Source organism: Halomonas sp. LMYGS-3, from assembly GCF_059509875.1.
The window spans coordinates 21,274-34,974 of the sequence record NZ_JCAKFQ010000032.1 but is presented as its reverse complement, the minus strand read 5'-3'; the positions used below and the strand labels follow the sequence as shown (position 1 = coordinate 34,974).

12 protein-coding genes are annotated in these 13,701 nt (G+C 66.7%); 6 read left to right on the top strand and 6 right to left on the bottom strand.

Annotation, left to right across the window (positions count from 1 at the left end):
• Positions 1–161: 161 nt before the first annotated feature.
• The 5 genes from ntrC to glnA all read right to left on the bottom strand — a co-directional run bounded on the left by ntrC (position 162) and on the right by glnA (position 5,366).
• Positions 162–1,574: a nitrogen regulation protein NR(I) gene (gene ntrC, locus AC5W54_RS20025; RefSeq protein ID WP_495963863.1), complete on the bottom strand. Its 1,413-nt coding sequence runs from the start codon at positions 1,572–1,574 to the stop codon at positions 162–164.
• On the bottom strand, positions 1,567–2,610 hold the full coding sequence (gene glnL, locus AC5W54_RS20020) for a nitrogen regulation protein NR(II) (RefSeq protein ID WP_495963864.1): 1,044 nt from the start codon (positions 2,608–2,610) through the stop codon (positions 1,567–1,569). The genes ntrC and glnL overlap by 8 nt, the downstream gene beginning before the upstream one ends.
• 290 nt (positions 2,611–2,900) lie before the next feature.
• A complete protein-coding gene (locus tag AC5W54_RS20015; protein ID WP_495963862.1) occupies positions 2,901–3,125 on the bottom strand; it encodes a hypothetical protein in 225 nt (74 codons plus the stop codon).
• Between the two features lie 63 nt (positions 3,126–3,188).
• A complete protein-coding gene (locus AC5W54_RS20010; RefSeq protein WP_495963861.1) occupies positions 3,189–3,767 on the bottom strand; it encodes a DUF4124 domain-containing protein in 579 nt (192 codons plus the stop codon).
• Positions 3,768–3,959: 192 nt separating this feature from the next.
• Positions 3,960–5,366: a glutamate--ammonia ligase gene (glnA, locus tag AC5W54_RS20005; RefSeq protein WP_495963860.1), complete on the bottom strand. Its 1,407-nt coding sequence runs from the start codon at positions 5,364–5,366 to the stop codon at positions 3,960–3,962.
• A 557-nt stretch (positions 5,367–5,923) separates the two neighbouring features.
• Here glnA and AC5W54_RS20000 point away from each other — a divergent pair.
• On the top strand, positions 5,924–6,466 hold the full coding sequence (locus tag AC5W54_RS20000) for a glycosyltransferase family protein (RefSeq protein ID WP_495963859.1): 543 nt from the start codon (positions 5,924–5,926) through the stop codon (positions 6,464–6,466).
• An 18-nt stretch (positions 6,467–6,484) separates the two neighbouring features.
• Here AC5W54_RS20000 and AC5W54_RS19995 read toward each other — a convergent pair whose 3' ends face one another.
• A complete protein-coding gene (locus AC5W54_RS19995) occupies positions 6,485–7,075 on the bottom strand; it encodes a helix-turn-helix domain-containing protein (RefSeq protein WP_495963858.1) in 591 nt (196 codons plus the stop codon).
• 215 nt (positions 7,076–7,290) lie between these two features.
• Between AC5W54_RS19995 and tdh the strand changes: the two genes are divergently transcribed.
• The 5 genes from tdh to AC5W54_RS19970 all read left to right on the top strand — a co-directional run bounded on the left by tdh (position 7,291) and on the right by AC5W54_RS19970 (position 13,675).
• Positions 7,291–8,316, top strand: a complete 1,026-nt coding sequence (tdh, locus tag AC5W54_RS19990) for an L-threonine 3-dehydrogenase (protein WP_495963857.1) — start codon at positions 7,291–7,293, stop codon at positions 8,314–8,316.
• A gap of 4 nt (positions 8,317–8,320) precedes the next feature.
• A complete protein-coding gene (gene kbl, locus AC5W54_RS19985; RefSeq protein WP_495963856.1) occupies positions 8,321–9,520 on the top strand; it encodes a glycine C-acetyltransferase in 1,200 nt (399 codons plus the stop codon).
• Between the two features lie 207 nt (positions 9,521–9,727).
• Positions 9,728–11,554, top strand: coding sequence for a translational GTPase TypA (gene typA / locus AC5W54_RS19980; protein WP_495963855.1), 1,827 nt, complete (start codon positions 9,728–9,730; stop codon positions 11,552–11,554).
• Positions 11,555–11,711: 157 nt separating this feature from the next.
• Positions 11,712–12,035, top strand: a complete 324-nt coding sequence (locus AC5W54_RS19975) for a hypothetical protein (protein ID WP_495963854.1) — start codon at positions 11,712–11,714, stop codon at positions 12,033–12,035.
• Positions 12,036–12,229: 194 nt separating this feature from the next.
• The gene (locus tag AC5W54_RS19970; protein ID WP_495963853.1) at positions 12,230–13,675 is read left to right on the top strand and encodes a sodium-dependent transporter; all 1,446 of its coding nucleotides are present in this window, start codon (positions 12,230–12,232) and stop codon (positions 13,673–13,675) included.
• The last annotated feature ends 26 nt before the right edge of the window (positions 13,676–13,701 follow it).

Sequence of the window (13,701 nt, the reverse complement as noted above, 5' to 3'; positions counted from 1 at the left end):
CGGACGGGGACGGACCTCCAAAAAGACGACGGCTGCGCCTCTGGCACCAGCGCTGAGTATAGGCGGCCGCCGAGTTTCTGTGCCGACAAGAGGGTGCAACCCTAAACAGTTTTCGGCGAACAAGCTGCCAATGTCGAGAAAAACGTGAAGATTCCCCAGGCTCAGTCGCCGTCGGCCAGTGCCGGCAGCAGCGTCTTGAGCTTGCGGGTGAGCGTATTGCGCCCCCAGCCCAGCAGCTCGGCGGCCTCGCCCTTGCGGCCCCCGGTGTGCTTGAGCGCCGTCTCGATCAGGATCCGCTCGAAGTCCGGCACCGCCTCTTCCAGCAGGTGGGTGTGGCCGGCGGCCAGTGCCCGGTCGGCCCAGTCGCGGAAGGCGGCGCGCCAGTCGCCGGTGGCGGCCTCGCCGCCACTGCCGTCGCGCAGCTCCGGCGGCAGGTCCTCGATCAGCACCTCGCGGCCCGAGGCCATCACCGTCAGCCAGCGACAGGTGTTCTCGAGCTGGCGCACATTGCCCGGCCAGGAGAGCCGAGTCAGGTGCTCCTCGGCCTCGGGGGTCAGCACCTTGACGTCGGTCGAGAGCTCCTTGGCCGCCTCGGCCAGGAAGTGACGCGCCAGCCGCGGGATGTCCTCGCGCCGCTCGGCAAGCTTCGGCAGGTGCACCCGGATCACGTTAAGGCGGTGGAAGAGATCCTCGCGGAAGCGCCCGTCGTCCACCAGCGTCTCGAGGTTCTGGTGGGTGGCGGCGATGATCCGCACGTCCACCTTCACCGGGGTGTGGCCGCCGACGCGATAGAATTCGCCATCGGCCAGCACCCGCAGCAGCCGCGTCTGGGTCTCGGCGGGCATGTCACCGATCTCGTCGAGGAACAGGGTGCCGCCGTTGGCCTGCTCGAAGCGCCCCTGACGCTGGGCGGTGGCGCCGGTGAACGCCCCCTTCTCGTGACCGAACAGCTCCGACTCGATCAGATCACGCGGGATCGCTGCCATGTTCAGCGCGATGAAGGGCTGGCCGCCCCGCGGACTGTGCTGATGCAGGGCACGGGCGACCCGCTCCTTGCCGGTCCCCGACTCGCCGTTGATCAATACCGTGATGTGGGAGTGCGACAACCGGCCGATGGCGCGGAACACCTCCTGCATCGCCGGCGCCTCGCCGATGATCTCGGCGTCGAGCCCCTCGGGCACGCTCACCGGGCGCTTGCGCTCGCGGGCATGGGCCACGGCGCGGCGCACCAGGGCCAGTGCCTCGTCGACATCGAAGGGCTTGGGCAGGTACTCGAAGGCCCCGCCCTGGTAGGAGGCGACGGCGCTCTCGAGGTCGGAGTGGGCGGTCATCACGATGACCGGCAGATCGGGGTGGGCCTCGCGCACCCGCGACATCAGGTCCAGGCCGTCGATACCCGGCATGCGGATATCGGTGACCAGCACGTCGGGGGGATCGTCGAGCAGACGCCCGAGGGCGGTATCGGCGCGCTCGATGCACTCGACCTCCAGGTCGGGCTGGGCCAGGGCGCGCTCCAGCACCCAGCGAATGGCGCGGTCATCGTCGACGATCACGACACGTGCGGCATCAGTCATGGCGCTTCTCCAGCGGAATCAGCAATCGGAATTCGGTACGGCCGGGCGAGGAGTCACACTCGATCAACCCCTGGTGCTGGTGCAGGATCGACTGGGCGATGGACAGGCCCAGACCGCTGCCGTCGGCCCGTCCCGAGACCATCGGGTAGAACAGCGTCTCGCGCAGCGCCTCGGGGATGCCGGGCCCGTTGTCGATGATGGCGACCTCGCAGACCAGCCGATGACGCTCGGCGCCCAGGGTGAACTGGCGACGGGCCCGGGTGCGCAGGACCAGACGGGGCTCGGGAATGCCGGCTTCGGTCATCGCCTCCACGGCATTGCGCGCCACGTTGAGTGTCGCCTGGATCATCTGCGACTCGTCGCCGGCGAGGTCGGGCAGGCTGGGATCGTAGTCGCGCTCGATCTCCACCCCGGGCCGCTCGACGGCCAGCAGCGAACGCACGCGCTCCAGCACCTTGTGAATGTTCAGCGGCTCATGGCGAGTGACCCGGTTGGGGCCCAGCATGGAGTCGACCAGGTCGCGCAGGCGGTCGACCTCCTCGACGATGATATGGGTGAACTCCCTGAGCCCGGGGTCGTCGAGGTCGCGCTCCAGCAGTTGGGCGGCGCCACGGATCCCCCCCAGCGGGTTCTTGACCTCGTGGGCCAGCCCGCGGGCCAGCACCTTGATGGTTTCCTGGCGACTCAGCAGGGCCTCCTCGCGGGAGATGCGCATCAGCCGGTCGCGCGGTTCGATCTCCAGCAGCAGCTCATCGGAGCTGAGTGGCGTGACCGTGTAGTCCACCGTGAGTGACTCGCCACCGATCACCAATCGCGCCTCCCGCTGGGTGAAGGGGTGGAACTCGGCCCGGGCCTTGTCCAGCACCTCCTCGATATCGCTGCCCCTGCCCACCACGCTGGTGAACTCGACGCCCGCGACCCGGCTCAGGCTGACGGCCAGCAGGGCCTCGGCCGAGGGGTTCATCCAGCACAGGCGCAACTCGCCGTCCAGCAACAGCACCGCCGTGGTCAGGTGCTCCATCAAGCGTTGATACATCAGGCCTTCTCGACTCATGGCATTGTCCCGCTCACCGTCCATGGAGGGGCAGTGACCTCTTCGGCTCTCGGTCGCCCTGCCCGGGGCGGCACGGCGTACTGCCAATAGCGCTGCAAGAAGCGCGCCAGCACCGGCACGAGCGCCCTGGCGCCGTTTCGGTGCCATCACGCACCCCTTTAGTGCACCACAATAGTGCATGCCGCGAGGCGACGCACGAAAGCGAGACAGGCTACCCTCCTCTTGCACCAGCAACGGGAATGGGCCGCCGAGGCACGCCAGCAAACGAGCCGTCAGGGATGACGTGGGGCGAAGCGTCGCTCGCTGTCGAAGCGGCGCTTGGGCCGTCGCTCGAAGCGGGGCTTCTCGGCATCGCCCGCGGCGGACGACCGCCGCTCGAGGCGGCGCCTCTCGCGGCGGCGCTCCTCGCGATCGAGGGATTGAAACTCCAGGTCGACGCTCCGGCGAATCCGCTCGGCACGATCCATGGGATCAAGGGGCCGGTCGTCACGCGTCACGTCACGACAGGGCCTCGGGCTGCCGTCCGGGCACAACGGCCGGGGTGCCCGGCGAGGGGGCAGCTAATCGGGGCGGTTGGGGTTCTGGGGCAGGTTGACGCTGGCCCGCTGCACGTAGAGGGTCACCGGCGACGTGCGATGGCGGACCTCGCCGCTGGCATCGAGCAGTTCGGCCTGCAAGACATGCTCGCCGCGATCGAGGTTGGTGAGCATGAAGGCATTGGTGTGCATGGCCGACTGGCTGACCCGGCCATCCAGCAACAGCCGCACGCGATGGTCCTCGCGCAGTTCGGGCTCGATGCCGAGTTCCACCTGGACATTGCCGGCATAGCCGGTGGGCAGCGTCTCCTCATGCCCCGGCGCCAGGATCCGGAAGCTGTCGTAGGGCATGAAGGGCTGCCCCGGCGAGGCACCGACCGCCGCGGCACGGCTGCCGTCGACCCGCGGCACGGCCTGCTCCTGGCGCACCTCGCGGGAGGGCACCACGGTGAGCGGTGTCAGTTCGACCTCCTCTCCGCCGCGTTCGGGATCGTCGGTGAAGACCACGTTGCCCTGGGCATCGGTGGTGCGATAGACGGTGGTGGCCGCTGCCGTCACGGGCAGGCAGACACCGAGAACCAGGATGACGAGACGCATGTTCATGACTATCCCCCTGCGGTGGCGCCCTCTATCGCCGGGCAGCCTCTTCGATCGTGCGCCGGCTCGCGCCCGGCTACCCGACATGGCCATTGGATAGTGAACGACAAGAAGGGGTTCCGCCATGGCGGAACCCCTTTTTCGCTCAACGCACGAAGCGGGAGGCGACCCCTCAGGGCCGCCGTCCCGCTGTCCTGCTCAGCAGCTGTAGTACATGTCGAACTCGATCGGGTGAGTGGACATGCGGATCCGCTCCACGTCTTCCATCTTCAGCTCGATGTAGGCATCGATCATGTCGTCGGTGAAGACGCCACCCTCGGTGAGGAAGGCACGGTCGGCATCCAGTGCCTCCAGAGCCTGATCCAGGCCGCTCGCCACGGTGGGCACGGCCTTGCCCTCTTCCGGCGGCAGGTCATAGAGGTTCTTGTCCATGGCATCGCCCGGATGGATCTTGTTCTTGATGCCGTCGATACCGGCCATCAGCATCGCCGCGAAGGCCAGGTAGGGGTTGGCGGTCGGATCCGGGAAGCGGCACTCGACGCGCTTGCCCTTGGGGCTGGCGGTGTAGGGAATGCGGATGGAGGCGGAGCGGTTGCGGGCGCTGTAGGCCAGCATGACCGGCGCCTCGAAGCCCGGTACCAGACGCTTGTAGGAGTTGGTGGAAGCGTTGGTGAAGGCGTTCAGGGCACGGGCGTGCTTGATGATGCCGCCGATGTAGTAGAGCGCCATCTCGGAGAGGCCGGCGTACTCGTCACCGGCGAACTGGTTGACGCCATCCTTCCAGAACGACTGGTGGACGTGCATGCCGCTGCCGTTGTCGCCGACCAGCGGCTTGGGCATGAAGGTCGCGGTCTTGCCGTAGGCGTGTGCCACGTTGTGCACGACGTACTTCATCTCCTGAAGCTCGTCGGCCTTCTTCACCAGAGTGTTGAACTTGACGCCGATCTCGTTCTGGCCGGCGTTGGCCACCTCGTGGTGGTGCACCTCGACGGTCTGGCCGATGGCCTCCAGGGTGTTACACATGGCGCCGCGGATGTCGTGGAAGCTGTCCACCGGCGGCACCGGGAAGTAGCCACCCTTGACGCGCGGACGGTGCGCCAGGTTGCCGCCTTCGATGGGACGGTCGGTGGCCCAGGCCCCCTCCTCGGAGGAGATCCTGTACATGGCGCCTTCGATGTCGGCCTTCCAGTGCACCTCGTCGAAGATGAAGAACTCGGGCTCGGGACCGAAGAAGGCGGTGTCGCCCAGGCCACTGGACTGCAGGTAGGCCTCGGCACGCTTGGCAATGGAGCGCGGATCCCGTTCGTAGCCCTGCATGGTGGCCGGCTCGATGATGTCGCAGCGCAGCACCAGGGTGGCGTCTTCGGTGAAGGGGTCGAGGAAGGCGGTGCCATCTTCCGGCCGCAGGATCATGTCCGACTCGTTGATGCCTTTCCAGCCCGAGATGGAGGAACCATCGAACATCTGGCCATTCTCGAAAAATTCCTCGTCGACGTCGCGCGCAGGGATGCTGACGTGCTGCTCCTTGCCACGGGTATCGGTGAAGCGCAGGTCGACCCACTTGACGTCGTGTTCTTCAATCAGGGCGAGAGTCTTGGCAGACATGATGTCCTCCACTGGTGAGCTTGGCTCGATAAGTTTGGATGATGATCCACTGGCGCTGGTCGTCCCAGCGAGAGTTTTAGCACGTCGCGGGCACCCTGCCCACGACCGCCACGCACGAACATGGCGCTGGCCAAATCAATGCAGGCAGCGTGCCAGAAATGCACCAGCATGGCGTGTATCTACGACAATAAATTGATTATATTGGTTTTTTTCATGCATCATGAAGCACCCCTCTGCACCATGCCAGTCATCACACACCCGGGAGGGCCTCTCACCCCACCACTCAGGCACCAAAATGGTGCGACAAACTACCGGAAAGCACCAAATCAATGCATTGCCGACACCCTGCTCCGCCATCCCGCCTGGTTGAGGGCACGGCTCATGCCCTAACAGGGCAGAAGTCCTCTTCCGATCCCAGGAATTCCATATCGGAAACATATTGATACGCTTAACAACCAAAAACTACACTCTATTACACGAAGGCTCCGGATCGGGAACGCCCGCGTTTCAGCCCCGGCGCCATGGTCTGGTGTCCAGCCCGCGGAGTGCGCCCGAGCATGTTCGCCTGCAGCCTTTTCCTCGATGCACGTTCGACGGGCACGGCTCTGCCGAGGCGCCTGGCGGCTCTGCGTCGGCTGTTGCAGGATCGAAACGGGCATATCGAGCTGCTGCTGGTCGACGATACGGGAGACCCACGGCTACCGGGACTCGCCAATCGCTTCGGTGCCCGCCTGCTCCCATGCGCAAGCGAGCCCCTGGGCGGCCGCCTGAATGCCGCGGTGGCCCGCAGCCAGGGCATGGTACTGGTCTTTCCCGGACCGACCCTCCCCGCCGCGTCCACCGACTGGCTGACCGCGGTCATCGAGCGGATCGAGCATCATGCCTGGGATGTCCTGGTCCTGCCCTCGCGCCCCCGCGGCCCCGCGACCCGCCTGTGGCACTGGCTGAGCCGCACCCCACCCAACGATACCCTGTGCGTGGCGCGGCAGTGGTTCGATCGCATCGGCGGCTTCGACCCCTCGCTGGACACCTCGGCCCTCCCCGAGCTGCTGGAGCGGCTACGGGCCTGTCAGGCGCGGGTACAGACCCGCTTCGGTTGACGCCGCAACGCCCGACCCTCACTCATAGGTCACGACCAGAAAGCCCACCAGCTCCTCGTCGCTGACGTTCTCGATGGTGTGCTCCAGATCGGCGTGGTAGTGGGCCGAATCCCCCGGGCTCAGCTCGCAACAGCTGTCGCCGGCCTGCACCCGGGCATTCCCCCGGGTGAGCGTCAGGAGCTCGCGGGTGCCCTCGAAGTGTGGCGCGCTGTGGAGGCGGGCGCGGGGCGCGATGCGCAGCTCGTAGAACTCCACGTTCTTCTCCAGATGCAGCGGCGAAAGCGTGCGGATCCGGCACTCCGGGTCGTCGCGAAACATCTGGTTGGCATCGTCACTGCGCACGATCTCGATCCGCGAGGCAGTCCAGGGCTCGTCCACCAGCTCCCGGATGCTCAGCCCGAAGGCCTGGGCGATACGCAGGGTCACCGCCAGGGTGGGATTGGCCCGTCCCCGTTCGATCTGGCTGAGCATCGAGCGGCTGACCCCCGAGGCGGCCGCCAGCTGCTCCAGGGTCAGGTTGCGTTTCTTGCGCAGCTCGGTGACGCGGCTGGATAGTACCTGACTGCCCACATCGCCGTGCTGATCCCGAGTGACTGTTCTACCGTTCAATCGAGGCACCTCTTTTTTCGTGCGGCCCTGTCAGTGTGCTTCCTCGTCGGGGAACCCCAGACCCGCCCCACTCACGACAAGAATCCACTATGAGAGAAATTAATCTTGTATAACGGAATTGTTCTGCGATACTGGAAATGGTTCCTTCATACTAAACGCCTTGCGACGGATTGCCAGGGCCCCGATGCACACATATCCAGGAAGGGGGTAGGGTCATGAAAGCACTGGTCAAGCGAGAGGCCGCACCGGGCCTGTGGCTGGAAGAGGTTCCCGACCCCGAGATCGGCATCAATGATGTGCTGATCCGGGTCAAGCGCACCGCCATCTGCGGCACCGACGTCCACATCTACAACTGGGACAGCTGGGCACAGAAGACCATCCCCGTGCCCATGGTGGTGGGCCACGAATTCGTCGGCGAGATCGTCGAGGTGGGGTCCAACGTCAACGACTTCCACCCCGGGCAGCTCGTCTCCGGCGAGGGCCACGTGGTGTGCGGCCGCTGCCGCAACTGCCTGGCGGGCCGGCGCCACCTCTGCGCCCATACCAGCGGCATCGGCGTGAACCGCCCCGGCGCCTTCGCCGAGTACGTGGCCCTGCCCATGTCCAACGTCTGGGAGCACCGGCCCGGCATCGACCTCGACGTGGCGGCGCTGTTCGACCCGTTGGGCAACGCCGTGCACACCGCCCTGCAGTACGACCTGCTCGGCGAGGACGTGCTGATCACCGGTGCCGGGCCGATCGGTGCCATGGCCGCGGCGGTGTGCCGCCATGCCGGGGCGCGTCACGTGGTGATCACCGACCTCAACCCCGGGCGCCTGGCCCTGGCCGCCCGCCTGGGTGCCACGCGCACGGTCGACGTGCGCGAGGAGAGCCTGGCCGAGGTGCAGCGCGACCTGGGGCTCAGCGAGGGCTTCGACGTGGGGCTCGAGATGTCCGGCAGCCCCGCCGCCTTCCGCGACATGCTGGCCAACATGTGCCATGGCGGCAAGGTGGCGATGCTCGGCATCCCCAGCGGGGAGATGGCCATCGACTGGAACACCGTGATCTTCAACATGCTGACGCTGAAGGGGATCTACGGTCGCGAGATGTACGAGACCTGGTACAAGATGTCGGTGATGGTCGACTCCGGGCTCGACATCTCGCCGGTGATCACCCACCGGCTGCCCTGCACCGAGTTCCAGCAGGGCTTCGATGCCATGCTGAGCGGGGAAGCGAGCAAGGTCGTCCTCAACTGGGAGTAACACCATGTACGGCAACTTTCAGCGCCACCTGCGCGACGAGCTCGACGCCATCGCATCGGCCGGGCTCTACAAGCACGAGCGCCAGCTGACCACCCCCCAGGGGGCCCATGTCGGCCTGGGCGCAGGCCGCGAGGTGCTCAACCTGTGCGCCAACAACTACCTGGGCCTGGCCCAGCACCCGGCGGTCAATGCCGCCGCCGCGGAGGGCCTCGCCCAGTGGGGCTACGGCATGGCCTCGGTGCGCTTCATCTGTGGCACCCAGACCCAGCACAAGCAGCTGGAGCAGCGCTTGAGCGACTTCCTCGGCACCGAGGACACCATCCTCTACCCCTCCTGCTTCGACGCCAACGGCGGGCTGTTCGAGACACTGCTGGGGCCGGAGGACGCGGTGATCTCCGACGAGCTCAACCACGCCAGCATCATCGACGGCATCCGGCTCTCCAAGGCCAAGCGCTACCGCTACCGCAACCGCGACATGGCCGACCTCGAGGCCCAGCTGCAGGCCGCCGACCGCGACGGCGCTCGCTTCAAGCTGATCACCAGCGACGGCGTCTTCTCCATGGACGGCTACATCGCCCCGCTCGACGCGATCTGCGACCTGGCCGAGCGCCATGGCGCTCTGGTGCACTTCGACGACTGCCACGCCACCGGCTTCCTCGGCGCCGGCGGGCGCGGCACCCACGAGCGCCTGGGCTGCATGGACCGAGTGGACATCACCACCGGCACCCTGGGCAAGGCTCTGGGCGGCGCCAGCGGCGGCTACACCAGCGGCCGCCGCGAAGTGATCGAGCTCCTGCGTCAGCGGTCGCGCCCCTACCTGTTCTCCAACACCGTCGCCCCGCCGGTGGTGGCCGGCGCCCTGAAGGCGCTGGAGCTGGCCGCCGAGTCGGGCGAGCTGCGCGACCGTCTCAATGACAACACCGCGATCTTCCGCGAGGGGCTCGAGCGGCTGGGCTTCGAGCTGCTGCCCGGCGAGCACCCCATCGTGCCGGTGATGCTGCACGACGCCGCCGTCGCCGGACGCTTCGCCGAGGCCATGCTCGAGGAGGGCATCTATGTCACCGCCTTCTCCTACCCCGTGGTACCGAAGGGCAAGGCCCGCATCCGCACCCAGATGTCGGCGGCCTTCAGCCGCGACGACCTGGAGTTCGCCCTGGCGGCCTTCGGCCGGGTCAAGCAGCGCCTGGCCGCCGACGGGACCTGACCCGGGACGCCCCGGCGGCGGCCCTTTCCGCCGCCCAGGTGGCAGAAGGGACGATTTCGGCGCTGCGATGCCGAAATCGCCCCTCGCCAAGCCCCTGAATTCCCTTGCCCCGGCGTTCGAGTCACGCGATAACCGCCGACAGAGCTGGTAGGGCCCGCCGCCCTCGCTTTATAATGCGTCCCCACTTTTTCCCAGCAGGATCGCGTCGTGATCGAGAAACTTCGCAACATTGCCATCATCGCCCACGTCGACCACGGCAAGACCACTCTGGTCGACAAGCTCCTCAGCCAGTCCGGTACCCTGGACCGCAAGGCCGAGGGGCAGGAGCGCATCATGGACTCCAATGACCAGGAGAAGGAACGCGGCATCACCATCCTGGCGAAGAACACCGCGATCCGCTGGGAAGATGCCTCCGGCACCCCCTATCACATCAATATCGTCGATACCCCGGGACACGCCGACTTCGGTGGCGAGGTCGAGCGCGTGATGTCGATGGTCGACTCGGTGCTGCTGCTGGTCGACGCCGTCGACGGCCCCATGCCGCAGACCCGTTTCGTGACCCAGAAGGCCTTCGACCAGGGCTTGAAGCCGATCGTGGTGGTCAACAAGATCGACCGCCCCGGCGCCCGTCCCGACTGGGTCATCGACCAGATCTTCGACCTGTTCGACAACCTCGGCGCCACCGACGAGCAGCTCGACTTCCCGATCATCTACTGCTCGGCCCTCAACGGCATCGCCGGCATGGACCCGGAGGAGTTGGCCGAGGACATGACCCCCATGTTCCAGGCCATCGTCGACATCGTCGAGCCGCCCAAGGTCGAGCTCGACGGCCCCTTCCAGATGCAGATCTCGGCACTGGACTACAACAGCTACGTGGGCGTCATCGGCCTGGGCCGCATCAAGCGCGGTGCGGTCCGGCCCAACCAGCAGGTCGTGATCGTGGGCACCGACGGCAAGACCCGCAAGGGCAAGGTCGGCCAGGTGATGACCCACCTCGGCCTGGAGCGCGTGCAGACCGAGCAGGCCACCGCCGGCGACATCGTCTGCATCACCGGCATCGACGCGCTGTCGATCTCCGATACCCTGTGCGACCCGGTCGCCGTCGAGGCACTGCCGCCGCTGTCGGTCGACGAGCCCACCGTCTCGATGACCTTCCAGGTCAACGACTCGCCCTTCGCCGGCAAGGACGGCAAGTTCGTCACCAGCCGCAACATCAAGGATCGCCTCGAGCAGGAGCTGATCCACAACGTGGCGCTGCGCGTCGTGCAGGGCGACTCCCCGGAGAAGTTCAAGGTCTCCGGCCGCGGCGAGCTGCACCTCTCGGTGCTGATCGAGACCATGCGCCGCGAGGGCTTCGAGCTGGCCGTGGGCCGCCCCGAGGTCATCATCCGCGAGATCGACGGGGTCAAGCAGGAGCCCTACGAAGAGGTCATCATCGACTGCGAGGAGCAGCACCAGGGCGCCATCATGGAGGAGCTCGGCTACCGCAAGGGCGAGCTGACCAACATGAATCCCGACGGCAAGGGCCGGGTACGCCTCGACTTCATGATTCCCGCCCGCGGCCTGATCGGCTTCCGCGGCCAGTTCATGACCCTGACCTCGGGCACCGGTATCCTCACCAGCCGCTTCGACCACTACGGCCCGCTCAAGCCCGACGCCGCCATCGAGCGTCGCAACGGCGTGCTGGTCTCCATGGTCCCCGGCAAGGCGCTGGCCTATGCCCTCTATGCCCTGCAGGAACGCGGCAAGCTGATCATCGATCACGGCACCGAGGTCTACGAAGGCATGCTGGTGGGCATCAACAACCGCGCCAACGACATGGTCGTCAACCCCACCAAGGGCAAGAAGCTCGACAACATGCGTGCCTCGGGCAACGACGAGAACATCGTGCTGACCCCGCCGGTGAAGTTCACCCTCGAGCAGGCGATCGAGTTCCTCGACGACGACGAACTCGTCGAGATCACTCCCCACCACATCCGCCTGCGCAAGAAGCACCTCACCGAGAACGAACGCAAGCGCGCCAGCAAGAAGTGACGCTGGATGCCTCGACAGGCCCGCCTCCCCGGCGGGCCTTTTTGCTGTGCCCACCCGTCCGCGACGCCTCCTTGGCATTCCCGTCCCCTCGGCTAGGCTCAGGGAAGCGGGGTCGGCATGACCACCGCACGCCATACCCAGCAGAGGAGACAGCGTCATGCACAAGCATGTGGACTGGGACGACCCGGGTACCGACGGCGTCATGCACCACTTCGCGCAGGACCCCACGGGATACTCCGAACCGGGGCCCGGCGATATCCTCTCGGCCCGCCACGAGGGCGCCATCGTGCGGGTCAAGGTCGAGGCCTATGTCGACGGCACCAGCATCGGCGAGGTGGTGGCGCTGATCGCCGCCGGCAATGGCCGCCGCCTGAAGTCCCATGGCAAGCTCTGCCTGGGTGACACCGTACGCCTGCCCGACGCCAGCCGGGCCCTGGAGCCACACCGCGATGCCCACGAAGACGACGACGCCCGGGACTGATCCCTCGAGGCGATACCATAGCGCCCCCTTAACGCACCCTAAACGCTTGGCCACTAGCCAGGCGCCCGGGTGATGACGCAAAGTTGGCGCCACCCCAGGGGCACACACTCCCCGACGCTGGGCACTCGGGTCCAAAAGTTCACTCCAGGGTCCACCAAGGCCCACAAGGCCGATCAGGCACATCCGGAACTCCCATGAGCACGCATAACGTCTGGACACACAAAGGCACCTTCCTGCTGGCCGCGGTCGGATCGGCGGTGGGGCTCGGCAACCTATGGCGCTTTCCCTATCTCACCGGCGAGAACGGCGGTGGGGCCTTCATCCTGGTCTATGCCCTGACCATCTTCGCCGTGGGCATCCCGATCCTGATCGCCGAGACCATGCTCGGCCGCGCCAGCCGCCGCAGCCCGATCATGGGCATGCGCCACCTGACCCGGACCCATCGCACCTCGCGAGCGTGGGAGTCGATCGGTTGGCTGGGCGCCTCCTCGGCCTTCCTGATCCTCAGCTTCTATTCGGTAATCGCCGGCTGGGCGATCCACTACACCTGGCAGATGCTCACCGGCTCGCTCGTCGGCGCCGATGCCGAGACCATCGGCGCGGGCTTCGACGCCCTGCTCGCCTCACCGGCCCTGCTGACCCTCTACCACACCCTGTTCATCATCGCCTCCGGCCTGATCGTCGGCATGGGCATCCACAAGGGCATCGAGAGCGGCCTGCGCATCCTGATGCCGTCGCTGTTCGTGATCCTGCTGGTGGTGCTCTTCTACGGTATCGCCAACGGCGACATCGGAGCGGCGGCCAGCTTCCTGTTCACCTTCAACCTCGCCGACTTGAGCCTCGAGGGCTGGCTGCAGGCCATGGGCCAGTCGTTCTTCACCCTGAGCCTCGGCATGGGCGCGATCATGGCCTACGGCGCCTACATGGACGGCGAGGCCTCGCTGACCCGTACCGCCATCGCCATCGCCGTCGTCGACACCGCCGTGGCCATGGTCGCCGGCCTGGCGATCTTCTCGCTGGTGTTCGGTGCCGGCCTTGGCCCCGGGCAGGGGCCCGGCCTGATGTTCGTCACCCTGCCGCTGGCCTTCGCCGAGATGCCTCTCGGGGCACTGATCGGCGGCGTCTTCTTCATCCTGGTGCTGGGGGCGGCGATCAGCTCCTCGATCTCGCTGATCGAACCGGTGGCCGCCTTCCTCGTCGAGCGCTTCGACCTCACCCGCCCCCAGGCCGTGGCCCTCATGGTGGTGGCGAGCTGGGCGCTGGGGCTGCTCACCGTGGTCAGCTTCAACCTGTGGGCCGAGGGCACGATCTTCCACACCCTGTTCGGCCGCAGCGCCTTCGACTTCATCGAGCTGCTGACCAATATCTTCATGCCGCTGGGGGGCCTGCTGATCGCCCTGTTCGCCGGCTGGGCCCTGACCCATTCGGAAGTCATGAAGGAGATGCGCACCAGCGAGGCCTGGTTCGCCACCTGGCGCTTCCTGGTGCGCTTCGTGGCCCCCGCAGCCGTCTCCTTCGTGTTCCTGCGGACCATTCCGCAGGTCGACGGCTACCTGATTCCGGTCATCGGCGCCCTGGTGATCGTCGGCGCCTTCGCCGCCGGCCGCACCTTCCTGGCGGAAAGCAGTCAGGAACCGTGAGCCGTCTCGCCGCCGCCCCATCGGGC